This window comes from Symbiobacterium ostreiconchae, from assembly GCF_055396975.1.
On sequence record NZ_AP042454.1, the window covers coordinates 1,270,774 to 1,296,528 of the forward strand.

General features: G+C 64.2%; 12 protein-coding genes, 19 tRNA genes, 6 rRNA genes and 1 other RNA gene. All 38 read left to right on the forward strand.

Annotation, left to right across the window (positions count from 1 at the left end; all coding sequences use genetic code 11):
• Nucleotides 1-9: 9 nt before the first annotated feature.
• Nucleotides 10-1,524, forward strand: a complete 1,515-nt coding sequence (gene asnB, locus ACZ5UM_RS06285; protein WP_464847567.1) for an asparagine synthase B — start codon at nucleotides 10-12, stop codon at nucleotides 1,522-1,524.
• Between the two features lie 90 nt (nucleotides 1,525-1,614).
• Nucleotides 1,615-2,661: a DUF1646 family protein gene (locus ACZ5UM_RS06290; RefSeq protein ID WP_464847570.1), complete on the forward strand. Its 1,047-nt coding sequence runs from the start codon at nucleotides 1,615-1,617 to the stop codon at nucleotides 2,659-2,661.
• A 385-nt stretch (nucleotides 2,662-3,046) separates the two neighbouring features.
• Nucleotides 3,047-4,613: ribosomal RNA gene (locus tag ACZ5UM_RS06295) — 16S ribosomal RNA — on the forward strand.
• 349 nt (nucleotides 4,614-4,962) lie between these two features.
• A 23S ribosomal RNA gene (locus ACZ5UM_RS06300) occupies nucleotides 4,963-7,994 on the forward strand.
• 59 nt (nucleotides 7,995-8,053) lie between these two features.
• A 5S ribosomal RNA gene (rrf, locus tag ACZ5UM_RS06305) occupies nucleotides 8,054-8,161 on the forward strand.
• Between the two features lie 6 nt (nucleotides 8,162-8,167).
• A tRNA-Lys gene (locus ACZ5UM_RS06310) sits at nucleotides 8,168-8,243 on the forward strand.
• Nucleotides 8,244-8,247: 4 nt separating this feature from the next.
• Nucleotides 8,248-8,323 (forward strand) — tRNA-Glu (locus ACZ5UM_RS06315).
• A 23-nt stretch (nucleotides 8,324-8,346) separates the two neighbouring features.
• Nucleotides 8,347-8,423: transfer RNA gene (locus ACZ5UM_RS06320), tRNA-Met, on the forward strand.
• Between the two features lie 5 nt (nucleotides 8,424-8,428).
• Nucleotides 8,429-8,504 (forward strand) — tRNA-Phe (locus ACZ5UM_RS06325).
• Nucleotides 8,505-8,509: 5 nt separating this feature from the next.
• Nucleotides 8,510-8,594 (forward strand) — tRNA-Tyr (locus tag ACZ5UM_RS06330).
• 6 nt (nucleotides 8,595-8,600) lie between these two features.
• Nucleotides 8,601-8,676 (forward strand) — tRNA-Gly (locus ACZ5UM_RS06335).
• Between the two features lie 8 nt (nucleotides 8,677-8,684).
• Nucleotides 8,685-8,760 (forward strand) — tRNA-Ala (locus ACZ5UM_RS06340).
• A gap of 33 nt (nucleotides 8,761-8,793) precedes the next feature.
• Nucleotides 8,794-8,869, forward strand: a tRNA-Val gene (locus ACZ5UM_RS06345).
• Nucleotides 8,870-8,926: 57 nt separating this feature from the next.
• A tRNA-Asp gene (locus tag ACZ5UM_RS06350) sits at nucleotides 8,927-9,003 on the forward strand.
• A 5-nt stretch (nucleotides 9,004-9,008) separates the two neighbouring features.
• Nucleotides 9,009-9,099, forward strand: a tRNA-Leu gene (locus tag ACZ5UM_RS06355).
• A gap of 33 nt (nucleotides 9,100-9,132) precedes the next feature.
• A tRNA-Thr gene (locus tag ACZ5UM_RS06360) sits at nucleotides 9,133-9,208 on the forward strand.
• A gap of 3 nt (nucleotides 9,209-9,211) precedes the next feature.
• A tRNA-Ile gene (locus ACZ5UM_RS06365) sits at nucleotides 9,212-9,288 on the forward strand.
• Nucleotides 9,289-9,297: 9 nt separating this feature from the next.
• Nucleotides 9,298-9,374: transfer RNA gene (locus tag ACZ5UM_RS06370), tRNA-Met, on the forward strand.
• A gap of 325 nt (nucleotides 9,375-9,699) precedes the next feature.
• A 16S ribosomal RNA gene (locus ACZ5UM_RS06375) occupies nucleotides 9,700-11,264 on the forward strand.
• Nucleotides 11,265-11,614: 350 nt separating this feature from the next.
• Nucleotides 11,615-14,646: ribosomal RNA gene (locus ACZ5UM_RS06380) — 23S ribosomal RNA — on the forward strand.
• 112 nt (nucleotides 14,647-14,758) lie between these two features.
• Nucleotides 14,759-14,866, forward strand: a 5S ribosomal RNA gene (gene rrf, locus ACZ5UM_RS06385).
• The 16S, 23S and 5S rRNA genes sit together here with 13 tRNA genes alongside, the layout of an rRNA operon.
• Before the next feature lie 367 nt (nucleotides 14,867-15,233).
• Nucleotides 15,234-16,475 carry a sporulation integral membrane protein YlbJ gene (gene ylbJ / locus ACZ5UM_RS06390; protein ID WP_464847573.1) on the forward strand — a complete coding sequence of 414 codons (1,242 nt, stop codon included), beginning with the start codon at nucleotides 15,234-15,236 and terminating at the stop codon, nucleotides 16,473-16,475.
• A 121-nt stretch (nucleotides 16,476-16,596) separates the two neighbouring features.
• Complete coding sequence (locus tag ACZ5UM_RS06395) at nucleotides 16,597-17,106, forward strand: inorganic diphosphatase (protein WP_464847575.1); 510 nt, start codon at nucleotides 16,597-16,599, stop codon at nucleotides 17,104-17,106.
• A 186-nt stretch (nucleotides 17,107-17,292) separates the two neighbouring features.
• The gene (gene rnr, locus ACZ5UM_RS06400; protein WP_464847577.1) at nucleotides 17,293-19,821 is read left to right on the forward strand and encodes a ribonuclease R; all 2,529 of its coding nucleotides are present in this window, start codon (nucleotides 17,293-17,295) and stop codon (nucleotides 19,819-19,821) included.
• Nucleotides 19,822-19,977: 156 nt separating this feature from the next.
• A complete protein-coding gene (gene smpB / locus ACZ5UM_RS06405; RefSeq protein ID WP_464847580.1) occupies nucleotides 19,978-20,451 on the forward strand; it encodes an SsrA-binding protein SmpB in 474 nt (157 codons plus the stop codon).
• 44 nt (nucleotides 20,452-20,495) lie between these two features.
• Nucleotides 20,496-20,873, forward strand: a transfer-messenger RNA (tmRNA) gene (gene ssrA, locus ACZ5UM_RS06410).
• Between the two features lie 278 nt (nucleotides 20,874-21,151).
• Complete coding sequence (locus tag ACZ5UM_RS06415; protein WP_464847582.1) at nucleotides 21,152-21,601, forward strand: MarR family winged helix-turn-helix transcriptional regulator; 450 nt, start codon at nucleotides 21,152-21,154, stop codon at nucleotides 21,599-21,601.
• Nucleotides 21,602-21,755: 154 nt separating this feature from the next.
• A complete protein-coding gene (gene murI / locus ACZ5UM_RS06420) occupies nucleotides 21,756-22,589 on the forward strand; it encodes a glutamate racemase (RefSeq protein WP_464847585.1) in 834 nt (277 codons plus the stop codon).
• Between the two features lie 9 nt (nucleotides 22,590-22,598).
• The gene (gene rph, locus ACZ5UM_RS06425) at nucleotides 22,599-23,426 is read left to right on the forward strand and encodes a ribonuclease PH (RefSeq protein ID WP_464847587.1); all 828 of its coding nucleotides are present in this window, start codon (nucleotides 22,599-22,601) and stop codon (nucleotides 23,424-23,426) included.
• The gene (gene rdgB, locus ACZ5UM_RS06430; RefSeq protein ID WP_464847588.1) at nucleotides 23,335-23,934 is read left to right on the forward strand and encodes an RdgB/HAM1 family non-canonical purine NTP pyrophosphatase; all 600 of its coding nucleotides are present in this window, start codon (nucleotides 23,335-23,337) and stop codon (nucleotides 23,932-23,934) included. Before rph ends, rdgB begins: the two co-directional genes overlap by 92 nt.
• 1 nt (nucleotide 23,935) lies before the next feature.
• Nucleotides 23,936-24,448 carry a metallophosphoesterase family protein gene (locus ACZ5UM_RS06435; RefSeq protein ID WP_464847590.1) on the forward strand — a complete coding sequence of 171 codons (513 nt, stop codon included), beginning with the start codon at nucleotides 23,936-23,938 and terminating at the stop codon, nucleotides 24,446-24,448.
• Between the two features lie 43 nt (nucleotides 24,449-24,491).
• A tRNA-Pro gene (locus tag ACZ5UM_RS06440) sits at nucleotides 24,492-24,568 on the forward strand.
• A gap of 37 nt (nucleotides 24,569-24,605) precedes the next feature.
• Nucleotides 24,606-24,679 (forward strand) — tRNA-Gly (locus ACZ5UM_RS06445).
• Nucleotides 24,680-24,807: 128 nt separating this feature from the next.
• Nucleotides 24,808-24,883: transfer RNA gene (locus ACZ5UM_RS06450), tRNA-Arg, on the forward strand.
• A gap of 31 nt (nucleotides 24,884-24,914) precedes the next feature.
• Nucleotides 24,915-24,991: transfer RNA gene (locus ACZ5UM_RS06455), tRNA-His, on the forward strand.
• 5 nt (nucleotides 24,992-24,996) lie between these two features.
• Nucleotides 24,997-25,072, forward strand: a tRNA-Gln gene (locus ACZ5UM_RS06460).
• 40 nt (nucleotides 25,073-25,112) lie between these two features.
• Nucleotides 25,113-25,187 (forward strand) — tRNA-Lys (locus tag ACZ5UM_RS06465).
• Between the two features lie 323 nt (nucleotides 25,188-25,510).
• Nucleotides 25,511-25,702, forward strand: a complete 192-nt coding sequence (locus ACZ5UM_RS06470) for a DUF378 domain-containing protein (protein ID WP_464847593.1) — start codon at nucleotides 25,511-25,513, stop codon at nucleotides 25,700-25,702.
• Nucleotides 25,703-25,755: the final 53 nt, after the last annotated feature.

The following is a 25,755-nucleotide window of genomic DNA, read 5'->3' on the forward strand; positions in this document are numbered from 1 at the left end:
GTCGCTGCATTGAGTGGGATCGCTGGGATCCTCGGAAAACCTGACAACGCCCGCATCGCGAGGATGCTGGAGAAACAGGCGCACCGGGGGCCCGACGGTCGGGGAATCTGGATTGCGACAGCCGGTTTCGGCCTGGGGCATGTGCGACTGGCCACCGTTGACGTTGCCGGCGGTGGCCAGCCGCTGTCCAACGAGGACGGCAGCCTCTGGCTGGCGATGACCGGCGCCATCTACAACCACCGCGCCCTCCGGCGGGAGCTGGAGGGGCGCCATGCGTTCAAGACCGAGTCAGATGCCGAAGTGGTGCTGCACCTGTTCGAGGAGTACGGCCCGGCCTGTGTGGAGCGGCTGGACGGCATGTTCGCGATCGCGATCTGGGGCGAGCAGCAGGGGCTGTTCCTCGCCCGCGACCCGCTGGGCATCCAGCCGCTGTACTGGGGAGAGGACGACGCCGGCAACTTCCTGTTCGCGTCAGAGATCAGGGCGCTGATTGGGGAGACTAGAGAAGTGCGGGCGTTTCCACCCGGACACCGGTGGCGCGTCGGGGAGCCGATAGAGGCTTACGATCGGATTCCGGCGCACACCGGGGAACTGACCGATCCGGACCAGGTCGTGCTCGCCCTCGATCACGCGCTGCACAACGCGGTTCGCAAGCAGCTCGCGGCGGACGTGCCGGTGGGCTGCCTGCTCAGCGGCGGGCTCGACTCCAGCCTGATCACCGCCCTCGCACGGCAGCACGTGACGGGCGAGCTGCACACGTTCGCGGTGGGGCTGGAGGGATCGGCCGACCTGGCGCAGGCGCGCAGGGTGGCCGAAGAGCTGGGCACCAGGCACCACGAGCGGGTGCTGTCGGAGGATGAGATCACTTCTGCTCTTCCCCGCGTGATCGACGCCCTGGAGTCGTGTGACCCGGCGCTTGTGCGCAGCGCCGTGGCCACCTATTATGTGTCGGAACTGGCGGCGGAGCACGTGAAGGTGGTGCTCTCCGGCGAGGGCGCCGACGAACTGTTCGGCGGCTATGATTATCTGGCTGAGCTCGATGCGGCAGCTCTGGGAGCGGAGCTGTACGAGATCACGGCCGCCATGCACAACTCCAACCTGCAGCGGGTGGACCGCATGACCCAGGCCCACGGCCTTGAGGGGCGGATGCCGTTCACGGACACCGCCGTCGTAGACCTGGCTTTCCGGATTGACCCCCGTCTGAAGCGTCGGGACGGCGAGAGCAAGTGGATTCTGCGGCGGGTGGCAGAGCAGTATCTGCCGCAGGACATCGTCTGGCGGGAGAAGCAGAAGTTCGCCATCGGGTCGGGGGTTGCCCCGCTGCTGGAGCGTTACGCGGCGGAAGCGGTTTCGGATGCGGTGTTCCGCGGCGAGCGGAGCCCCAGAGGCGTGCCCTTTGCCTCTAAGGAAGAGTTCCTCTATTGGAGCTTCTTCCGGGAGCGGTATGGCCGGGAGGACGTGCTCGCCCTCATGGGCCGCAGCCGCAGCCTCAACCCGGGCCAGCGGTGGGTCGGCGCGCTCTAGCCCGCTGCACGCCCGAATGAACAGGCCACTTGCCCTCTCACGGCAGCAGTTCTATCATGGGAAAGGATTCACATCGAGGAGGACAAAGACGTGGCAGGTGCATACGTTATTCCAGGGCTTGTGGTCATCCTGCTCTTGGTTCTGACCCTTCCGTTCGCGTTCAAGGCTGTTGAGCACCAGTTGGAGATCTTCCTGTTCATTATGGGTGTCGCGGCTTCGCTGATCAGCGGCATCATGGATCAGCACCTGATCCTCAAGGCGCTCGAGGAGCCGGTCATGATCACGGCGGCCGTCCTGATCGCCGGCATCCTGTTCAAGCTGTTTCAGACCAAGCTGCAGGCGGGCATCCGCGCCGCCCTCCGGGTGGTGCCGTTCCCGGTCTTCGCATTCCTGGTCATTACCGTTCTCGGCCTGGCCTCCAGTGTCATCACGGCCATCATCGCCTCGCTGGTGCTGGTGGAGATCATCAGCGCCCTTCGGCTCGACCGCAAAACCGAGGTTAACTTCGTTATTCTGGCGTGTTTCAGCATCGGCCTCGGGGCTGCCCTGACGCCGCTGGGAGAGCCGTTGTCCACCATTGCGGTCTCCAAGATGAACGGCGACTTCTGGTACCTGGTGCGGACGATCGGCATCTACGTGATTCCGACCGTGGTTGTGCTGGGCATCTTCGGCGCCTTCTTCCTGAAGGGCCGGCCTGAGGCGGCTGCTGCGACCGAAGGGCCCGGGCTGAGTGAGCAGGAGGATGCCGGGGAGAGCTATAAGGACGTGATCGTGCGGGCCCTGAAGATTTACCTCTTCGTAATGGCCCTGACGTTCCTGGGGGACGGCTTTAAGCCACTGATTGATACGTACGTCCTGGGCCTGCCGAGCACGGCCCTGTACTGGATCAACATGCTGTCGGCGGTCCTGGACAACGCGACGCTGACGGCCGCGGAGCTGAGCCCGGCCATGGAGCTGGCGCAGGTGAAGGCGGTCCTGATGGGCCTGCTGATCAGCGGCGGTATGCTCATTCCCGGCAACATCCCCAACATCGTGTCGGCCAGCAAGCTCAAGATCGGTTCGCGGGAGTGGGCGAAGGTGGGCGTGCCCTTCGGGCTGGCCCTGATGGTGATCTTCTTCTTCATCGTCGTGCTGTAGCCTCAGAGGCGAAGTCGCTGCAGAAGCTGAATCTGACGGGCGGGCTCCCGTGCGGGAGCCCGCCGTGTTGAAGGGCAGGGTTAGCGACTGCTGTCGCGCAGCACTCCTGGTCGCAGCGCGATGGATGCGCATTGCCGTCTGTTGGGTGTTGACGAATCACCCTGTTTTCGGCTAGACTATACGTCGCCGCCGGTAGGGCAAGCCTCGAGCGGCGGCGGTCGGGCCAGGCGGAAAGATCTGTGTGGTTGACGCCGGTCCGGTGAGGATGATAAACTGTTAAAGCTGTCGCCTGAGGGCGGCGGCGGATCTCGAACCTTGAAAACTAGACAGTGCAGAAGAGGGAAGCCGAGCGAGCCGGTATTCCAAAGGAGCCAAAGTCAAGCTTTCCACGGAGAGTTTGATCCTGGCTCAGGACGAACGCTGGCGGCGTGCCTAAGACATGCAAGTCGAGCGGGGCTTCGGGGCTTCGGCCCTGAAGCCCAGCGGCGGACGGGTGAGTAACACGTGGATAACCTGCCCTCTGCTCTGGGATAACAGGCCGAAAGGCCTGCTAATACCGGATAAGCTCACGGTCCCGCATGGGGCTGGGAGAAAAGGCGCTGGAGTCAGTGGCGCTGGCAGAGGAGGGGTCCGCGGCCCATTAGCTGGTTGGCGGGGTAACGGCCCACCAAGGCGACGATGGGTAGCCGGCCTGAGAGGGCGACCGGCCACACTGGGACTGAGACACGGCCCAGACTCCTACGGGAGGCAGCAGTCGGGAATTTTGCACAATGGCCGAAAGGCTGATGCAGCAACGCCGCGTGAGCGAAGAAGGCCTTCGGGTTGTAAAGCTCTGTTGCCTGCGAAGAAGGGCCCCGTCAGGAAATGGGCGGGGTTTGACGGTAGCAGGCGAGGAAGCCCCGGCAAACTACGTGCCAGCAGCCGCGGTAATACGTAGGGGGCGAGCGTTGTCCGGAATTACTGGGCGTAAAGGGCGTGTAGGCGGCCTGTTAAGTCAGGGGTGAAAGACCGGGGCTCAACCCCGGGGGTGCCTCTGAAACTGGCGGGCTTGAGTGCTCTAGAGGGCAGTGGAATTCCCGGTGTAGCAGTGAAATGCGTAGAGATCGGGAGGAACACCAGTGGCGAAGGCGGCTGCCTGGGGAGTCACTGACGCTGAGGCGCGAAAGCTAGGGGAGCAAACAGGATTAGATACCCTGGTAGTCCTAGCCGTAAACGATGAGTGCTATGTGTGAGGGGTATCGACCCCCCTCGTGCAGGAGCTAACGCACTAAGCACTCCGCCTGGGGAGTACGGCCGCAAGGTTGAAACTCAAAGGAATTGACGGGGGCCCGCACAAGCAGCGGAGCATGTGGTTTAATTCGAAGCAACGCGTAGAACCTTACCAGGGCTTGACATCCACCGAACCCTGCAGAGATGCGGGGGTGCCTCTTTTCGGAGAGGAACGGTGAGACAGGTGGTGCATGGTTGTCGTCAGCTCGTGTCGTGAGATGTTGGGTTAAGTCCCGCAACGAGCGCAACCCCTGTCGCATGTTGCCAGCACGTTATGGTGGGCACTCATGCGAGACTGCCGGTGACAAACCGGAGGAAGGTGGGGATGACGTCAAATCATCATGCCCCTTATGTCCTGGGCTACACACGTGCTACAATGGCCGCCACAGAGCGCCCCGAACCCGCGAGGGGGAGGCAATCGCGAAAGGCGGTCCCAGTTCGGATCGCAGGCTGCAACTCGCCTGCGTGAAGTCGGAGTTGCTAGTAATCGCGGATCAGCACGCCGCGGTGAATACGTTCCCGGGCCTTGTACACACCGCCCGTCACACCATGGGAGCTGGCAACACCCGAAGTCGGTGAGCTAACCCCGCAAGGGGAGGCAGCCGCCGAAGGTGGGGCCGGTGACTGGGGTGAAGTCGTAACAAGGTAGCCGTATCGGAAGGTGCGGCTGGATCACCTCCTTTCTAAGGAGCACCGCCCCTGAGAAGGGGAGACTCCGAGGTCGATCCTCAGCCCATCAAAACGGGCTGAGGGAAACTGACGGCCGCTGGGCGGACCGAATCTGCACTGTTTAGTTTTGAGGGTTCGAGATGAGCGGTGAGCAGTGGGCTGTGAGCGGTGAGAGCTGTTCCGGCCCGCACGCTTGCTGACTCAGGATCTTCGAACCCCTCAGTGAGTGCCTGCGGGAGCTTCGCTCCCGCACGGGACCACGGGCTGCTTCGGGAACCTTGGGTTCCCTGCAGCAGCGTCGTACCTTGAAAACTGCACAGTGAACACACGCAAAGGCAACGCGGGAAGCGTGCATCTCAGCGAAATCAAGCTGGGAAGGGCACACGGTGGATGCCTGGGCGCCAGGTGCCGATGAAGGACGTGGAAAGCTGCGATAAGCCTCGGGGAGCCGCAAGCAGGCGTAGATCCGGGGATCTCCGAATGGGGCAACCCGGCTGGCGTAATGGCCAGTCACCCACAGCTGAATCCATAGGCTGTGGGGGGGCACCGCCCGAACTGAAACATCTCAGTAGGGCGAGGAAAAGAAATCAACCGAGATTCCCTCAGTAGCGGCGAGCGAACGGGGAGGAGCCTAAACCAGCAGCGAGCCATCGCTGCTGGGGTTGCGGGACGCCCGTAAAGCGATGCTGCCGAGTCTAGCCGAAGAGGTCTGGAAAGGCCCGCCACAGAAGGTAAAAGCCCTGTAGGCGAAAGGCGAGGCGCCGCTGGGCGGATCCCAAGTACCACGGGACACGAGGAATCCCGTGGGAATCCGGGGGGACCACCCTCCAAGGCTAAATACGCCTGGCGACCGATAGTGAACCAGTACCGTGAGGGAAAGGTGAAAAGCACCGCGGGAGCGGAGTGAAAGAGACCCTGAAACCGTGTGCCTACAAGCAGTACGAGCCCCGTATGTGGGTGAGTGCGTGCCTATTGAAGAATGAACCGGCGAGTTACGGTCACTGGCAGGGTTAAGGGCCTCAGGCCCGGAGCCGAAGCGAAAGCGAGTCTGAAGAGGGCGTAGTCAGTGGCTGTAGACCCGAAACCCGGTGATCTATCCATGGCCAGGGTGAAGCGGGGGTAAGACCCCGTGGAGGCCCGAACCGGTTAGCGTTGAAAAGCTATCGGATGAGCTGTGGATAGGGGTGAAAAGCCAAACGAACCGGGAGATAGCTGGTTCTCCCCGAAATAGCTTTAGGGCTAGCGTCGGCATGTGAGCTTGCTGGAGGTAGAGCACTGATTGGGCTAGGGGCCCTACCGGTTACCGAACTCAGTCAAACTCCGAATGCCAGCAAGTATGGCCGGCAGTCAGACGGCGAGCGCTAAGGTCCGTCGTCAAGAGGGAAACAGCCCAGACCGCCAGCTAAGGTCCCGAAGTTCCTGCTAAGTGGGCAAGGATGTGGCGTTGTAGAGACAACCAGGATGTTGGCTTAGAAGCAGCCATCATTGAAAGAGTGCGTAATAGCTCACTGGTCGAATGACGCTGCGCCATAAATACTCGGGGCTAAGCAGGACACCGAAGCTGCGGGTGTGAGCGGTGAGAGGTGAGTGGTGAGCAGTGAGTGCGGTCCGGAGTTTCCGGCCCGTCCACGGTGACCCACTACTCACTACTCACATCTCACTGCTCACGCGGTAGGGGAGCGTTCCATGTGCGTCGAAGGTCGACCGGAAGGACGGCTGGAGCGCATGGAAGTGAGAATGCCGGTATGAGTAGCGAAAAGACAGGTGAGAATCCTGTCCACCGAAAGCCTAAGGATTCCTGAGCAAGGCTCGTCCGCTCAGGGTCAGTCGGGACCTAAGCCGAGGCCGAATGGCGTAGGCGATGGGAAACAGGTCGACATTCCTGTACCACCTACGGGTCGCTTGACCGATGCGGGGACGCAGGAGGCTAGGGGGACCCGGCCGCTGGTTGAGCCGGGGTAAGCGGGTAGCGTGGCCCGGTAGGGAAGTCCGCCGGGCTAAACGTGAGACGCGACGCCGACCGAACTGAAGTAGGGAAGCCCCTGACGCCACACTGCCGAGAAAAGCCGCTAGGGAGACCCGGGGTGCCCGTACCGCAAACCGACACAGGTAGGCGGGGAGAGAATCCTCAGGTGCGCGGGAGAACCCTCGCTAAGGAACTCGGCAAAATGCATCCGTAACTTCGGGAGAAGGATGGCCCTCGGACCGTGAGCGGAGAGACGCCGCAGAGCGGGGGAGGGTTGCAGAGGAGAGGCCCAAGCGACTGTTTACCACAAACACAGGTCAGTGCTAAGCCGGAAGGCGACGTATACTGGCTGACGCCTGCCCGGTGCTGGAAGGTTAAGGGGAGAGGTCAGGCCGCAAGGCCGAAGCTTTGAACCGAAGCCCCAGTAAACGGCGGCCGTAACTATAACGGTCCTAAGGTAGCGAAATTCCTTGTCGGGTAAGTTCCGACCCGCACGAATGGCGTAACGACTTGGGCACTGTCTCAGCGAGGGACCCGGTGAAATTGCAATACCTGTGAAGATGCAGGTTACCTGCGATTGGACAGAAAGACCCCGTGGAGCTTTACTGTAGCCTGGCATTGGATTTTGGTGGTGCGTGTACAGGATAGGTGGGAGCCTGCGAAGCCGGGTCGCCAGATTCGGTGGAGGCGCCGTTGGGATACCACCCTCGCAGCATCGAAGTTCTAACACGGGCCCCTGCAACGGGGTCGTGGACCGTGCCAGGTGGGCAGTTTGACTGGGGCGGTCGCCTCCCAAAAGGTAACGGAGGCGCCCAAAGGTCCGCTCAGGATGGTTGGAAATCATCCGGGGAGTGTAAAGGCAGAAGCGGGCTTGACTGCGAGACAGACAGGTCGAGCAGGGTCGAAAGACGGGCTTAGTGATCCGGCGGTTCCGAGTGGAAGGGCCGTCGCTCAACGGATAAAAGCTACCCCGGGGATAACAGGCTGATCTCCCCCAAGAGTCCACATCGACGGGGAGGTTTGGCACCTCGATGTCGGCTCATCGCATCCTCGGGCTGAAGTCGGTCCGAAGGGTTCGGCTGTTCGCCGATTAAAGCGGTACGCGAGCTGGGTTCAGAACGTCGTGAGACAGTTCGGTCCCTATCCATCGCAGGCGGAGGAGATTTGACGGGAACTGCCCCTAGTACGAGAGGACCGGGGTGGACGGCCCGCTGGTGTACCAGTTATCCCGCCAGGGGTACAGCTGGGTAGCCAAGGCCGGAACGGATAAGCGCTGAAAGCATCTAAGCGCGAAGCCGGCCCGAAGATGAGATCTCCCATCCCGTTAAGGGAGTAAGGCCCCTGGAAGATGACCAGGTAGATAGGCCGGGAGTGGAAGCGGCGCAAGCCGTGGAGCGGACCGGTACTAATCGGCCGAGGGCTTGATTTCGCTGAAGCCGGAGCGTGTGCAGATCGCTGTGCAGTTTTGAGGGTAGGACCTCAGGAGTTTTGGGTGGCGATACCGGAGGGGATCACCCGTTCCCATACCGAACACGGAAGTTAAGCCCTCCAGGGCCGAAGGTACTCCGCAAGGGGGAGAATAGGTCGCTGCCCAAATCTATTGGACCGCTAGCTCAATTGGTAGAGCATCCGACTCTTAATCGGCAGGTTGTAGGTTCGAGTCCTACGCGGTCCACCATACCGGCCCCATCGTCTAGCGGCCTAGGATACCGCCCTCTCACGGCGGAGACACGGGTTCGAATCCCGTTGGGGTCACCAGACCGACAACTGCATAAGTGCATGGCGGCGTAGCTCAGCTGGTCAGAGCATGCGGTTCATACCCGCAGTGTCGCTGGTTCGAATCCAGCCGCCGCTACCACCGATGGCCCGGTAGCTCAGTTGGTAGAGCACGCGACTGAAAATCGCGGTGTCGCCAGTTCGATTCTGGCCTGGGCCACCACTGGCGGGGAGATACCCAAGTGGTCAAAGGGGGCTGACTGTAAATCAGTTGCGTAACGCTTCGGAGGTTCGAATCCTCCTCTCCCCACCAGATTCCGCGGGTTTAGCTCAGTTGGTAGAGCGCCACCTTGCCAAGGTGGAGGTCGCGAGTTCGAGTCTCGTAACCCGCTCCAATTCTTATGGGGCTATAGCTCAGTTGGGAGAGCGCTTGAATGGCATTCAAGAGGTCAGGGGTTCGAATCCCCTTAGCTCCACCATGCGGCGGTTTTCGGTGGCCGCCACAGTAACCTGCGCGGTTAGCTCAGTTGGGAGAGCGCATGATTGACGTTCATGAGGTCAGAGGTTCGATCCCTCTACCGCGCACCAGGGCGTTCTGCAGGAAGCGCCGCAAGGCGCTTCCAAAGATTGACTGCCTTCATAAGCGGAGGCGTGGTGTAGAGGCCTAACATGCGGCCCTGTCACGGCCGAGATCGCGGGTTCGAATCCCGTCGCCTCCGCCAGAACTGCAGATGTGGCGGAATTGGCAGACGCGCACGGCTCAGGACCGTGTCGGGTAACCACTCCCGGTGGGAGTTCGACTCTCCCCATCTGCACCACACCGCTTGGAGAACCCGCTCCAGGTGGGCCATGCTGATGTAGCTCAGGTGGTAGAGCACGTCCTTGGTAAGGACGAGGTCACCGGTTCGAGCCCGGTCATCAGCTCCACATGCGAGGGTAGCTCAGTCGGCCAGAGCACTCGGCTGATAACCGAGAGGTCCCGGGTTCGAATCCCGGCCCTCGCACCAATTTCATACCGCGGGGTGGAGCAGCCAGGTAGCTCGTCGGGCTCATAACCCGGAGGTCGAGGGTTCAAATCCCTCCCCCGCAACCAACGCGACTTCGGAAGCGGCCAGTTCGCTTCCGAAGTCGCCTGCCGAGAGGCAGGATGTCTGCCGGCATCTGGTCGGTTGACACCGGACGGTGCGGCCTGCTAGAATGCGATCTTGCCGCCAGCTGGGCGGCGGGGTTCACGGCGGAGACAGCCGGCCGGAACGGCCAAGTGGCACGAACTGGCCGGTTGACACGACGCCGGGAACTTGCTAAACTAGTGAAGCTGTCGCCTGAGGGCGGCGGCGGATCTCGAACCTTGAAAACTAGACAGTGCAGAAGAGGGAAGCCGAGCGAGCCGGTATTCCAAAGGAGCCAAAGTCAAGCTTTCCACGGAGAGTTTGATCCTGGCTCAGGACGAACGCTGGCGGCGTGCCTAAGACATGCAAGTCGAGCGGGGCTTCGGGGCTTCGGCCCTGAAGCCCAGCGGCGGACGGGTGAGTAACACGTGGATAACCTGCCCTCTGCTCTGGGATAACAGGCCGAAAGGCCTGCTAATACCGGATAAGCTCACGGTCCCGCATGGGGCTGGGAGAAAAGGCGCTGGAGTCAGTGGCGCTGGCAGAGGAGGGGTCCGCGGCCCATTAGCTGGTTGGCGGGGTAACGGCCCACCAAGGCGACGATGGGTAGCCGGCCTGAGAGGGCGACCGGCCACACTGGGACTGAGACACGGCCCAGACTCCTACGGGAGGCAGCAGTCGGGAATTTTGCACAATGGCCGAAAGGCTGATGCAGCAACGCCGCGTGAGCGAAGAAGGCCTTCGGGTTGTAAAGCTCTGTTGCCTGCGAAGAAGGGCCCCGTCAGGAAATGGGCGGGGTTTGACGGTAGCAGGCGAGGAAGCCCCGGCAAACTACGTGCCAGCAGCCGCGGTAATACGTAGGGGGCGAGCGTTGTCCGGAATTACTGGGCGTAAAGGGCGTGTAGGCGGCCTGTTAAGTCAGGGGTGAAAGACCGGGGCTCAACCCCGGGGGTGCCTCTGAAACTGGCGGGCTTGAGTGCTCTAGAGGGCAGTGGAATTCCCGGTGTAGCAGTGAAATGCGTAGAGATCGGGAGGAACACCAGTGGCGAAGGCGGCTGCCTGGGGAGTCACTGACGCTGAGGCGCGAAAGCTAGGGGAGCAAACAGGATTAGATACCCTGGTAGTCCTAGCCGTAAACGATGAGTGCTATGTGTGAGGGGTATCGACCCCCCTCGTGCAGGAGCTAACGCACTAAGCACTCCGCCTGGGGAGTACGGCCGCAAGGTTGAAACTCAAAGGAATTGACGGGGGCCCGCACAAGCAGCGGAGCATGTGGTTTAATTCGAAGCAACGCGTAGAACCTTACCAGGGCTTGACATCCACCGAACCCTGCAGAGATGCGGGGGTGCCTCTTTTCGGAGAGGAACGGTGAGACAGGTGGTGCATGGTTGTCGTCAGCTCGTGTCGTGAGATGTTGGGTTAAGTCCCGCAACGAGCGCAACCCCTGTCGCATGTTGCCAGCACGTTATGGTGGGCACTCATGCGAGACTGCCGGTGACAAACCGGAGGAAGGTGGGGATGACGTCAAATCATCATGCCCCTTATGTCCTGGGCTACACACGTGCTACAATGGCCGCCACAGAGCGCCCCGAACCCGCGAGGGGGAGGCAATCGCGAAAGGCGGTCCCAGTTCGGATCGCAGGCTGCAACTCGCCTGCGTGAAGTCGGAGTTGCTAGTAATCGCGGATCAGCACGCCGCGGTGAATACGTTCCCGGGCCTTGTACACACCGCCCGTCACACCATGGGAGCTGGCAACACCCGAAGTCGGTGAGCTAACCCGCAAGGGAGGCAGCCGCCGAAGGTGGGGCCGGTGACTGGGGTGAAGTCGTAACAAGGTAGCCGTATCGGAAGGTGCGGCTGGATCACCTCCTTTCTAAGGAGCGCAGCCCCTGAGAAGGGGAGACTCCGAGGTCGATCCTCAGCCCATCAAAACGGGCTGAGGGAAACTGACGGCCCGCTGGGCGGACCGAATCTGCACTGTTTAGTTTTGAGGGTTCGAGATGAGCGGTGAGCAGTGGGCTGTGAGCAGTGAGAGCTGTTCCGGCCCGCACGCTTGCTGACTCAGGATCTTCGAGCCCCTCAGTGAGTGCCTGCGGGAGCTTCGCTCCCGCACGGGACCACGGGCTGCTTCGGGAACCTTGGGTTCCCTGCAGCAGCGTCGTACCTTGAAAACTGCACAGTGGACACACGCAAAGGCAACGCGGGAAGCGTGCATCTCAGCGAAATCAAGCTGGGAAGGGCACACGGTGGATGCCTAGGCGCCAGGTGCCGATGAAGGACGTGGAAAGCTGCGATAAGCCTCGGGGAGCCGCAAGCAGGCGTAGATCCGGGGATCTCCGAATGGGGCAACCCGGCTGGCGTAATGGCCAGTCACCCACAGCTGAATCCATAGGCTGTGGGGGGGCACCGCCCGAACTGAAACATCTCAGTAGGGCGAGGAAAAGAAATCAACCGAGATTCCCTCAGTAGCGGCGAGCGAACGGGGAGGAGCCTAAACCAGCAGCGAGCCATCGCTGCTGGGGTTGCGGGACGCCCGTAAAGCGATGCAGCCGAGTCTAGCCGAAGAGGTCTGGAAAGGCCCGCCACAGAAGGTAAAAGCCCTGTAGGCGAAAGGCGAGGCGCCGCTGGGCGGATCCCAAGTACCACGGGACACGAGGAATCCCGTGGGAATCCGGGGGGACCACCCTCCAAGGCTAAATACGCCTGGCGACCGATAGTGAACCAGTACCGTGAGGGAAAGGTGAAAAGCACCGCGGGAGCGGAGTGAAAGAGACCCTGAAACCGTGTGCCTACAAGCAGTACGAGCCCCGTACGTGGGTGAGTGCGTGCCTATTGAAGAATGAACCGGCGAGTTACGGTCACTGGCGTGGTTAAGGGCCTCAGGCCCGGAGCCGAAGCGAAAGCGAGTCTGAAGAGGGCGTAGTCAGTGGCTGTAGACCCGAAACCCGGTGATCTATCCATGGCCAGGGTGAAGCGGGGGTAAGACCCCGTGGAGGCCCGAACCGGTTAGCGTTGAAAAGCTATCGGATGAGCTGTGGATAGGGGTGAAAAGCCAAACGAACCGGGAGATAGCTGGTTCTCCCCGAAATAGCTTTAGGGCTAGCGTCGGCATGTGAGCTTGCTGGAGGTAGAGCACTGATTGGGCTAGGGGCCCTACCGGTTACCGAACTCAGTCAAACTCCGAATGCCAGCAAGTATGGCCGGCAGTCAGACGGCGAGCGCTAAGGTCCGTCGTCAAGAGGGAAACAGCCCAGACCGCCAGCTAAGGTCCCGAAGTTCCTGCTAAGTGGGCAAGGATGTGGCGTTGTAGAGACAACCAGGATGTTGGCTTAGAAGCAGCCATCATTGAAAGAGTGCGTAATAGCTCACTGGTCGAATGACGCTGCGCCATAAATACTCGGGGCTAAGCAGGACACCGAAGCTGCGGGTGTGAGCGGTGAGAGGTGAGTGGTGAGCAGTGAGTGCGGTCCGGAGTTTCCGGCCCGTCCACAGTGACCCACTACTCACTACTCACATCTCACTGCTCACGCGGTAGGGGAGCGTTCCATGTGCGTCGAAGGTCGACCGGAAGGACGGCTGGAGCGCATGGAAGTGAGAATGCCGGTATGAGTAGCGAAAAGACAGGTGAGAATCCTGTCCACCGAAAGCCTAAGGATTCCTGAGCAAGGCTCGTCCGCTCAGGGTCAGTCGGGACCTAAGCCGAGGCCGAATGGCGTAGGCGATGGGAAACAGGTCGACATTCCTGTACCACCTACGGGTCGCTTGACCGATGCGGGGACGCAGGAGGCTAGGGGGACCCGGCCGCTGGTTGAGCCGGGGTAAGCGGGTAGCGTGGCCCGGTAGGGAAGTCCGCCGGGCTAAACGTGAGACGCGACGCCGACCGAACTGAAGTAGGGAAGCCCCTGACGCCACACTGCCGAGAAAAGCCGCTAGGGAGACCCGGGGTGCCCGTACCGCAAACCGACACAGGTAGGCGGGGAGAGAATCCTCAGGTGCGCGGGAGAACCCTCGCTAAGGAACTCGGCAAAATGCATCCGTAACTTCGGGAGAAGGATGGCCCTCGGACCGTGAGCGGAGAGACGCCGCAGAGCGGGGGAGGGTTGCAGAGGAGAGGCCCAAGCGACTGTTTACCACAAACACAGGTCAGTGCTAAGCCGGAAGGCGACGTATACTGGCTGACGCCTGCCCGGTGCTGGAAGGTTAAGGGGAGAGGTCAGGCCGCAAGGCCGAAGCTTTGAACCGAAGCCCCAGTAAACGGCGGCCGTAACTATAACGGTCCTAAGGTAGCGAAATTCCTTGTCGGGTAAGTTCCGACCCGCACGAATGGCGTAACGACTTGGGCACTGTCTCAGCGAGGGACCCGGTGAAATTGCAATACCTGTGAAGATGCAGGTTACCTGCGATTGGACAGAAAGACCCCGTGGAGCTTTACTGTAGCCTGGCATTGGATTTTGGTGGTGCGTGTACAGGATAGGTGGGAGCCTGCGAAGCCGGGTCGCCAGATTCGGTGGAGGCGCCGTTGGGATACCACCCTCGCAGCATCGAAGTTCTAACACGGGCCCCTGCAACGGGGTCGTGGACCGTGCCAGGTGGGCAGTTTGACTGGGGCGGTCGCCTCCCAAAAGGTAACGGAGGCGCCCAAAGGTCCGCTCAGGATGGTTGGAAATCATCCGGGGAGTGTAAAGGCAGAAGCGGGCTTGACTGCGAGACAGACAGGTCGAGCAGGGTCGAAAGACGGGCTTAGTGATCCGGCGGTTCCGAGTGGAAGGGCCGTCGCTCAACGGATAAAAGCTACCCCGGGGATAACAGGCTGATCTCCCCCAAGAGTCCACATCGACGGGGAGGTTTGGCACCTCGATGTCGGCTCATCGCATCCTCGGGCTGAAGTCGGTCCGAAGGGTTCGGCTGTTCGCCGATTAAAGCGGTACGCGAGCTGGGTTCAGAACGTCGTGAGACAGTTCGGTCCCTATCCATCGCAGGCGGAGGAGATTTGACGGGAACTGCCCCTAGTACGAGAGGACCGGGGTGGACGGCCCGCTGGTGTACCAGTTATCCCGCCAGGGGTACAGCTGGGTAGCCAAGGCCGGAACGGATAAGCGCTGAAAGCATCTAAGCGCGAAGCCGGCCCGAAGATGAGATCTCCCATCCCGTTAAGGGAGTAAGGCCCCTGGAAGATGACCAGGTAGATAGGCCGGGAGTGGAAGCGGCGCAAGCCGTGGAGCGGACCGGTACTAATCGGCCGAGGGCTTGATTTCGCTGAAGCCGGAGCGTGTGCAGATCACTGTGCAGTTTTGAGGGTAGGACCCAGGCGTCCGCAGGAACTGCCGATGGCGGTTCCGAGGATCGCCTACCTACAGTCCACAATTTTTGGGTGGCGATACCGGAGGGGATCACCCGTTCCCATACCGAACACGGAAGTTAAGCCCTCCAGGGCCGAAGGTACTCCGCAAGGGGGAGAATAGGTCGCTGCCCAAACTGATTTGGAGACCGCCGCAGACGATGCGGCGGTCTTCTGCTGCTGCAGGCGTGTCAGAGCCGGAGGGGATCACCCGGACGCCCCACCACCACTACATGGAGGTGAAGATCCGGCGTCCGAAGGAAGCCCTCGCGGACAAGAACCTGACGATTGCCCAGCAGCGTCTGCGGCCTCTCGTACAGCGGCTACCACGCCCGGGCCTTCAAGAAGCGGACGGGCATGACCCCCTCGCAGTACCGGGCGATGGTCTGGCAGAAGCAGTAGGTTCGGCTCGCGGCCAAGGGCCCGCATGGGAACCGCTTCCGGCACATAAGTATGTGGCACGTCCCCGGTGGGACGTGCCATCTTGCGATCCGGAGGTGCCCCATGCGAGGCAAGCTGCCAACCCTGGTCCTGGCGGCGGCGGTCGTCCTGCTGACCCTGTCACTGGTGATCTACCCCAAGGAATCGCTGGAGGCGGCCAAGGAGGGGATGAACCTCTTCTTCACCGTGGTCTTTCCCTCCCTGCTGCCCTTCTTCATTCTGAGCGAGATGATGCTGGGGCTCGGGGTGGTGCACTTTATCGGGGTCCTGTTCACGCCGCTCATGCGTCCCCTGTTCAACGTGCCGGGCGAGGGGGCGTTCGTGCTCTCCATGGGCCTGGCGGCCGGCTACCCGATGGACGCCGTGATCACGGCACGCTTCCGCAGGAGCAACATGTGCACCCGCGTCGAGGGGGAGCGCATGCTGGCCTTTTCGAACACCGCCGATCCGCTCTTTATCTGGGGCGCCGTGGCCGTGGGGATGTTCGGTATGCCGGCCCTGGGGGGCACCATGGCGCTGGCGCATTACCTCGCCGCGTTCCTCGTGGGGCTCACGTTCCGCTTCTACGGTCTGCAGGAGCACGAGCGCACGCCGGAGCCGCCGCGGGAGGGGAACATCCTCAGAAGGGCGCTCACCGCCCTGGCGAGGGCGCGGCGGGAGGACGGCCGGCCGGTGGGCCAGATGCTGGGGGATGCGATCAAGGACTCGATGAAGACCATGGCCCTGATCTGCGGTTACATCATGCTGTTTGCCACGCTGGCCCGCATGATCGATGTCACCGGCCTTTTTCCGTACATCTCCGCGCCGTTCCGGTGGCTGTTCGCGCTGTTCAGCATCGACGGCTCCCTGGTGCGGGCGGCGGTCACCGGGTTCCTGGAGATCGACCTGGGCACCCTGGCGGCCTCACGGGCGGCGGGGGCCCCGCTGGTGCAGCAGGTTGCCGTCGCCGGGGCGATCATCGCCTGGAGCGGGCTCTCGGTGCATGGGCAGGTGGCCAGCGTGCTGAGCGGCACCGACATCCGGATGGGGCCCTACGTCGCTGCCCGGCTGCTGCACGCGGTCCTGGCCTTCATCGGCACGCTGGTCCTGCTGCCGCTGGCAGAGCCGCTTTCGCTGGGCGCAGCCCGGGTGCTGCCGGCGCTCGGAGGGCTGCCTGCATCCCTCTGGCAGACGCCGTTCTGGGAGCACCTCATGAGGGGGGCGGGCTGGTCCTTGGTGATTCCGCTCTGCCTGGCGCTGATCGGCGCCGGGGCCGCCCTGCTGACCGGCGGCTTCCGCTGGGTGTACTTCCACAGCCGCCGGTAAAGACGATGAAAGAGGGGTCATGGAGCCGGGGCCGGACGGGTCGGGTGCCGCTTGCGGCCTGAGAGCGGTCTTACTATAATGGCAAAGTAATATGCAGTTGGCAGATCGCGTGAGAGGGGATATGGCGGTGTCGGAGACTCTGGTTGAGGCGATCATAGAGATCCCGGCGGGCAGCCAGAATAAGTACGAGGTCGACAAGAAACGCGGTCTGCTGCGCCTGGACCGGGTGCTGTATTCGCCCGTCCACTACCCGACGGACTACGGCTTTGTCGACGAGACCCTCGAAGAGGATGGCGACCCCATCGACATCATGGTCCTGGTGAGCAACCCGACCGTGCCGGGGTGCATCATCGACACTCGTTTGATCGGCGTGCTGGTGATGTCGGACGACAAGGGCGTCGACAACAAGCTGCTGGGGGTGGCCGAGCGGGACCCGCGCTACGCGCAGGTGACAGACCTGAACGGGGTGCCGCCGCACAGGCTGCTGGAGATCGAGCATTTCTTCCGCACCTACAAGGAGCTCGAAGGCAAGCAGACCGTCATCGAGGGCTGGTTCGGCGTGGATGTCGCCCTGGAGAAGCTGCGGGCGGCCCGTGAGCTGTACCGCCGGTCCAGGGAGGCGCGCGGTTGAGCGGGGGGGGGATTCCGCTTACCCGGCTGTTCTCTGCGGCGGCGCGGGCCTGCGGGGGCGGGCCCGGCCGCCGCAGTCGGGCGCGCGGGGCAGTTCTGGCCTGCGTTCATGCGGATGCCGTTTTTCGTGCAGGATAGACGGTACTCACGGGCGCAGAGGCTGTAGTTGACGCAAGGTGGTTGTGAAGTGAGAGAACGAATCGCGGAGTTTATCCGGGAAAAGGCCTACAAGCCCATGGGCTTCGCCGAGCTGGCCGAGGCCCTGGGCATTCCGGAAAAGCAGCATGCGCGGCTGCGCAAGACCCTGGAACAGATGGAGAGCGCCGGCGAGGTGGTGCGGACCCGCACCGACCGGTACGGGGCCCCCGAGCGGATGAATCTGGTCGTCGGACGCCTGCACGGGCACCCGCGCGGGTTTGCCTTCGTGATCCCTGACCAGCCTGGCGCCGAGGACGTGTTCATCGGGCGTGAGGCCCTGGGCGGCGCCTGGCACAACGACCGGGTGATCGCGCGGCTCCACCCGGGGGGCCGGAGCGGCGGCCGGCCGGAGGGCGAGGTGATCCGCATCCTGGAGCGCGCCAACGCGCGCGTGGTGGGCACCTTTGAGACGAGCCGGCACCTGGCCTACGTCGTGCCCGACGACAGGCGCCTGCCCGAGGACATCTACATCCCCAAGGGCATGACCAACGGCGCCCGGGACGGCGAGAAGGTCGTGGTCCAGATCGTGCAGTGGCCCGATGCCCGGCGGGCCGCCGAGGGGCGCGTGGTCGAGCGGCTGGGCCTGAAGGGCGAGGCCGGCGTGGACATCGTCAGCATCATCCGGAAGCACGGACTGCCCGAAGCCTTTCCTGCCAGCGTGCTCCGGGAAGCCGAGCAAGTCCCCGAGGCGGTGACGGAGGAGGCGGCCCGCGAGCCGGGGCGGCGGGACCTGCGTGCCTGGACGATCGTGACCATCGACGGCGAGGATGCCAAGGACCTGGACGACGCGGTCAGCGTCGCGCGGCTGGCCCCGGACCGGTGGCGGCTGGGCGTGCACATCGCGGACGTGGCCGCGTACGTCCCCGAGGGTTCCGCGCTGGACAGGGAGGCCTACAAGCGCGGGACGTCCGTCTACCTCGCGGACCGGGTCGTGCCGATGCTGCCGCCCCGCCTCTCCAACGGCATCTGCTCGCTGAACCCCGGTGTCGACCGGCTCACCCTCTCGTGCGTGATGGAGATCGACGGCCACGGTGAGGTCCGGTCCTACGAGATCTTCCCGTCGGTGATCCGCACCCGGGCCCGGCTGACCTACACCGCCGTCAACCGCATCCTGGCGGACGAGCCCGGGGCAGCGGCCGGGCTGGAGCCGTTGGTGCCGATGCTGCGGGAGATGGCGGAGCTGATGGCGGTGCTCCGGGAGCGGCGGATGCGGCGGGGCGCCCTGGACTTCGACCTGCCGGAGGCCAAGGTCCAGCTGAACGAGCAGGGCTGGCCCACCGACGTCCTGCGGGTGGACCGGGGCATTTCGGAGCGGATCATCGAGGAGTTCATGCTGGTGGCGAACGAGACGGTCGCGCAGCACTGCAGCACCCGCGACCTGCCGGTGCCGTACCGCATCCACGAGCCGCCGGCGGCCGACCGGGTGGCGGGGCTCAGCGAGTTCCTCCGGCTGTTCGGGTACAACCTCCGGCTCCCGCGGGACGGCTCGGTGACGCCGAAGGATCTGCAGAAGGTGACGCTCTGGGCGAAGGACCGGGCGGAGGAGAACCTGATCGAATCCGTGCTGCTGCGGACCATGAAGCAGGCCCGGTACAGCGATGTGCGGCTGGGGCACTTCGGTCTGGCCGCCGAGTACTACTGCCACTTCACCTCGCCGATCCGCCGCTATCCCGACCTGGTGGTCCACCGGGTGCTGCGCGCTCACCTGGAGCACCCCAGGGGGCTGCCGGGCAAGCTGCGGAGCCGGTGGGAGCGGACCCTGCCCGATGTCGCCGACCACTGCTCGGAGCGGGAGCGGGTCGCAGCGGAGGCGGAGCGGGAGACGGTCGAGCTGAAGAAGGCCGAGTTCATGTCGGACAAGATCGGCGAGCGGTTCGAGGGCATCATCTCGGGCGTGACCACGTGGGGCTTTTACGTGCAGCTGCCCAACACCGTCGAGGGGCTGGTGCACGTCTCCACGCTGACCGACGACTACTACCACTTTCACGAAGAGCACTACGCCCTGATCGGCGAGCGCACCCGGCGGCGGTTCCGGCTGGGCGACCGGGTGCGGGTGCAGGTCCACGGGGTGGACGTGGAGAACCGGCAGATCGACTTCCTGCTGGACGCCGACAGCGATGTGCAGACGGTGGTGGCCGTGCCGCGCAAGGGCCGGCAGCGGGCGGCCCGGAAGGCGGCCGCAGCCGGCAGGACCGGCGGGCCCGGGCAGTCGAAGGCCGCGGGCAGCAAGAGCCGGCGAAAGGCCGAGTCCGGGGCAGAGACTGCCAGGGGGACCGCGGACAGCGATCTGCCGCCCGAGCCGGAGATGGTGCGGCTGCACGGCCGGGGCCGCGAGGGCGCCCGGTACGACATGTGGGGCGTGCCCGTGCCCGCCGGCCGGGGCCGGGACCGGGACGTGACCGATCCCACGGTGAGCAACCCGTTCTCCCTCACGCTGCCGCCGGACTGGGATGGTGAGCGGGAGCGCCCGCGCACGGTGAAGCGGCCGCGCGGCCGCGCCGGGAGCCGGCGCGGGTAGCGGCCGGCTGCGGCGGAATGCGAGGAATGCGAGGGCGGCCGGAGGCAGGCAGGGAAGCGCCGCTCCGGCCGCTGGCCGCGCGCGGCCTGGCATGCGTATCTTCTTTACAGATTGCGGCCTTCGCGGTATAATCAACATTCCTGGCGAGGTGAGAACATGACCCGGGCGAAGGCCGAAATTCAGCCCATCGCGGAGAACCGTAAGGCTCGCCACGACTACTTCGTGGAGGAGACCTACGAGGCCGGAATCGTGCTGGTCGGCTCGGAGGTCAAGTCCTGCCGCGCCGGGCGGGTGAACCTGCGCGACGCCTACGCGCAGATCAAGGACGGCGAGATCTTCCTGCTGAACTGCCACATCAGCCCGTTCGAGCAGGCGAACCGGTTCAACCACGAACCGCTGCGGCCGCGCAAGCTGCTCATGCACAAGGCGGAGATCCTGCGCCTGTTCGGCAAGGTGCGCGAGAAGGGTTTCACTTTGGTGCCGCTGCGGTTATACTTTAAGAAGGGGAAGGTGAAGGTCGAGCTGGCCCTGGCGAAGGGCAAGCGGGCGTACGACAAGCGCGACGACATCGCGGCACGCGAGGCGAAGCGCGAGATGGCCCGGGCGCTCCGGGGCAAGTACGACGACTGAACCGACCCTGGTTGGCACACGCTGGGGGAGCCCAGCCAGCATACGGGGGCGAAATAGGTTCGACGGGGGAGAGTTCATCCAGGAAAGCGAGCCGAGGTTGCGGTCGGCCTCGTCAAAAAGGCCGCAAAGATTAAGTGCCAACGAAGAGTTCGCTCTCGCTGCGTAAGCAGCGCGCGGCCTGAGGCCGCGTTCGCTCCTCCGGATAGCCGGCACCGTGCGCCGGGGTTGTAGCGTCAACGCAACGGGCTGTTCCGGTCGGGGTGGCCGCGGACCCGACCGGCGAGGATTCTGTCGCGGTTGGCCCGGACTGCAGCCCGCCGTCAGGCGGCAGACCGGGCGAGATGCAAAGTGACGGCTGCGCTCGGAGACGTCCTGTTTGAATCTCCTTCGGACGCGGGAGGCAGAGCCCGCCGCCTCCACCAGAAGGGAAACGCCCTGCGGCTGCGGCCGCAGGGCGTTTGATACGTGAATGAGCCGTTCTGTCGACAAACCGTCAACGCGAAATGTTCGCGTAGAGTTATTTGGATCATGCGAACCAAAGTGAAAATGTAAACGTATAAGAGAGTAGGGGGATTCCTGCAGGAGATTCAGGTCAACTCGGCCAATCACCACATTATCCTTTACTTCCCCTTATCTTTCGGGGGACAGAGGGAAGGCGTGGTGTAAGGAACGGAGGCAATTCCCGTGGGGGTGACAGGGTATGCTCGCGAAGCCGTCTGTGAGTTCGCAGGTCGCTGAGATCGACAACCTGCTCCGTGAGGTGGGGGGCCTTCTGCGGAAGTGGGGGCGTGACATTCTGGGGGGATTCGATATCACGAACCCACAGTTTGAGGCCCTTCTGGTGCTCCGCGAACACGGCGAGTTGACGATGGGTGAGCTCTGCGCCAAGATGTTCCTTGCCTGCAGCACGGCTACCGATCTGATCGACCGCATGGAGCGGAACCAGCTGATCGAGCGCGTGCGCGACACGGCTGACCGCCGGGTGATCCGCCTGCGCGTGCTCCCGAAGGGGGATCAGCTCATCGATCAGATCCTGGAGGCCCGCCAGGCCTACCTGAGCCATGCGATGTCGGGGCTGGGCGCAAACGACAAGGCCCGCCTCATCCGGTCGCTGCAGCAGCTGAGCAGTGTGCTGAGCCGCGAAGCGTAGGCCCCGTGGCCCGGCCGCGCAGGCGCCGCATCCCAGGGAGCGGCGCCTGCGCCGCGTTATCTGCGCAACTCCGGGTATCGCAGGCACGTCCAACCCGTACGCTGGGGGTAGCAGCACGACACGGAAACCCGCAGCACCGAAGGAGAGCAAGCCGATGAACCCGACCGTCCCTGACCCCGTGCGCCCCATAGGCCTGTTCGACTCCGGAGAGGGCGGCCTCACCGTCGCCAGGGAGATCGCCCGCCTCCTGCCGCACGAACACCTGCTCTACGCTTGCGACACCACGCACTTTCCGTACGGCCCCCGGCCGCTCAGCGAGGTCCGGGCGTTTTTCCTCCGGTTCATGGAATTCTTCGCGGAGCAGCACTGCAAACTGGTGATAGTGGCCTGCAACACGGCCACTGCCGCGGTGATCGACCTGCTCGCAGCCGGCGCCTTTCCGATCCCCGCACTGGGGGTTGTGCAGCCGGGCGCGGCCATGGCGGCAGCCACCTCCGCCACCGGCCGGATCGGCGTGGCGGCCACCCAGGCCACGTGTGATTCGGGTCTCTACCCGGAGACGATCCGCCGGCTCCGCCCGGATGCGGTCGTGGTGCAGCAGGCCTGTCCCATCCTGGTCATCCGTGCGGAAGAGGGCGTCATCTCCGGGCCGGAGGTGAGGAGCGAGGTGGAGCGCTGCCTCGCGCCTCTCCTGGCCGAACACGTGGATACCCTGGTGCTGGGCTGCACGCACTTTCCGCACATGGCGACGGTGATCCAGGAGGTCGTGGGACCGGGAGTCCGACTGGTGGATCCCGGGAAGGCCACGGCCGCCCAGGTGGCCGACCTGCTGCGGACGCGCCACCTGACAAATCCGGGACCCGGGCCCGGGCAGCGGCGCGCCTTCACAACGGGCGATCCGCATCGGTTCCTGGAAGTGGCAGACCGGCTGTGGCCGGGCGGTATCGGCGCCGCGGCACAGATCCAACTCTGGTCGCAGCAGGAGTGAAGCATCCAGATGCGGCAGGACGGAAGGTTGCCCCACCAGATGCGCCCCGTCGCCCTTACGCGCCAGTACAACATTCACGCCGAGGGTTCGGTGCTGATTGAGGTCGGCCGCACCCGCGTCATCTGCACCGCCACGGTGGAGGAGCGGGTGCCGCCGTTCATGAGGGGAAGAGGAGAAGGCTGGATCACCGCCGAATATGGCATGTTGCCCCGTGCAACGGGAGAGCGCACGCCGCGCGAGGCTTCCCGGGGCCGGCAGGGCGGCCGCACGATGGAGATCCAGCGGCTGATCGGGCGGGCGCTGCGCGCCGTCATCGACCTGCGGGCGCTCGGTGAGCGCACGCTGATCGTCGACTGCGACGTGATCCAGGCCGACGGCGGCACGCGCACCGCATCGATTACCGGTGCGTTCGTCGCGGTGGTGGACGCGCTGGCGAGCCTGCGCGCAGCCGGCGTCATCGACCGGCTGCCGGTGAGAGACTACCTGGCGGCGACCAGCGTGGGCATCGTCGACGGCGTGCCCATGCTGGACCTGGCCTACGAGGAGGACGCCCGGGCGGCGGTGGACCTGAACCTGGTGATGACCGGGTCCGGGGGCGTGGTGGAGATTCAGGGGACGGGCGAGGCGCGCCCTTTCAGCCGGCGGGAGCTGGACGAGCTGCTGGCCCTGGCGGAGAGCGGCGTGCGGCAGCTGGTGGCCGTACAGCGGGCGCAGCTCGGGCCCCTGGGAGCGGAGGTCGGTGCGTTTGTCAGCGAAGCGTCTGGTCCTGGCCAGCAAGAACGAGGGGAAGCTGCGGGAGTTCCGTTCGCTCCTGAAGGGGGCGGGCATCGACATTGAGGTCATCGGGCTCGGGCCGGACGCGCCGGAGGTCGACGAGACCGGGACGACCTTCGAGGAGAACGCGCTGATCAAGGCGCGGGCGGCGGTGGCGCGGACCGGCCTGCCCGCCCTGGCCGAGGACTCGGGCATCGCGGTGGATGCCCTGGGCGGGGAGCCGGGGGTGCATTCGGCCCGCTGGGTGCCCGGCAGCGACGAGGACCGGGTGCACGCGCTGCTCGCCCGCATGGAGGGCGTTCCAGCCGGACGGCGGACGGCGCGCTACGTTTCGGTGATCGCGGTGGTGCTGCCCGACGGCCGGGAGGAGATGTTCCGCGGGGAACTGGAGGGCCGGCTGGCCGAGGCGCCCCGGGGTACGGGGGGGTTCGGCTACGACCCGATTTTCGAGGTAGAGGACGGGAGGACTGTGGCGGAGATGACGCTGGAGGAGAAGAACGCCATCAGCCACCGGTCCCGCGCCCTGGCCCGGTGCCTCAGGCGCCTGCCCGCCCTGCTGGAGGCGAACTGACATGTTGCGGGTCGGCGTCGTGAGCGACAGCCACCGCCGCTTCGGCCTGGTGGCGAGCATGCGCGCGCAGTGTGGCCGGCTCGACTGGCTCCTGCACGCGGGCGATCATCTGACCGACGCCCCGCGCATCGCGGCGGTGCTCGGCGTGGACGCGGACAGGGTGCGGGCCGTCGCGGGTAACTGCGATTTCCCGGCGACGGAGCCCGCCGAGCTGTTGCTCGAGCTCGGCGGGGTGAAGGTGCTGATGGTGCACGGCCACCAGCACGGCGTGAAGGCCGGGCCGCAGCGGCTGTTCTATCGGGCCCGGGAGGTGGGCGCCCGGGTGGCGGTGTTCGGCCACTCGCACATTCCCTTCCTGGAGGACGTGGATGGCGTGCTGCTGCTCAACCCCGGCTCGCTCAGCATGCCCCGCCGGCCGCAGGATCCGCCGTCGTGCGCCGTGCTGGAGATTGCGGACGGCGCCGTGCGGGCTTATCACGTGTTTTTGGGCGGTGAGACAGCATTTAGGTTTTGACATCGGGGCCAGTGATAGGATATACTCTCTTGTGCAGGTACGCCGGGGTGTGGCGCAGTCTGGTAGCGCGCCTGCTTTGGGAGCAGGATGTCGCAGGTTCAAATCCTGTCACCCCGACCAGCGCAGCCACTGCGGCGTGGGGCCGACACAGCCATGTGCGGGTGTAGCTTAGTGGTAAAGCTCCAGCCTTCCAAGCTGGCGACGAGGGTTCGATTCCCTTCACCCGCTCCACACAGAGTCCAACCTGGGGGCGAACGTACTTCGTCCTTTTTTGTCTAGATGGTGTCGGCCCCGACGCTGATGGCACGGGCGCCTTGTGCTGTGGTTAGCCCTGTGCTACACTAACCGGTGCTGTACAGGCGCCTGTAGCTCAGTGGATAGAGCAACCGCCTTCTAAGCGGTTGGCCGCAGGTTCGAATCCTGCCAGGCGCACCAAGCTGGTTTCCTCGGTCTGATTGTGCATACGCTGACCGTAGCTCAGTTGGTTAGAGCGCCAGATTGTGGCTCTGGAGGTCGCCGGTTCGACTCCGGTCGGTCAGCCCACACACTGGGGCGTAGCCAAGTTGGTAAGGCACGGGACTTTGACTCCCGCATGCGTAGGTTCGAGTCCTGCCGCCCCAGCCACTGGCCAGGCTCCCGCATGCGGCGGGGGTCTGGGCAACACGGGCCATTAGCTCAGTGGCAGAGCATCCGCCTTTTAAGCGGGGTGTCGTTGGTTCGAATCCAACATGGCCCACCATGCGCAAAGCTCCCTCCACGGTTTGTGGAGGGAGTTTTTCCGTCTCTTCCGGCAGCCGCCCGGCGCGAAAAAGAGAGAGACTCCCTGCGGCGCCGGTCAGTCGGCTTTGCAGCCTGGGCGACCTGTGCCAGTTGGGAGTCTCGGTATACCGTATGCGAGAACGGCGGGAAGATGACTCCGGGGCCGGGATCCAATTGCTTCCAAGGGCGGTGTCCGGGGACCCTCGCCGTGCGCGTGCGGCGCAGGCGGGCCGGCGCGCCTGTTGTGAATAGCGAAGGGCCATGCCTGCACACCCTACTTCCGAGAAAGGGAGCGGTGTGAAGGTGTTCATTGCAAGACTGCTTGTGATCATCGGTGCGCTCAACTGGGGACTCATCGGTCTCTTCGGGTTTGACCTGGTGGCCTTCTTGTTCGGCGGCCAGATGTCGCTGGTCTCCCGGATCGTCTACACGCTGGTGGGCATTGCCGGCGTGTTCCTGATCGGCGATCTGGTCGGGAACCGGCAGCGAACCTGAGCGACGTTCGGCGCACACCCCCGGCCGGGCCGGGGGTGTGCCTCTTTGTGCCC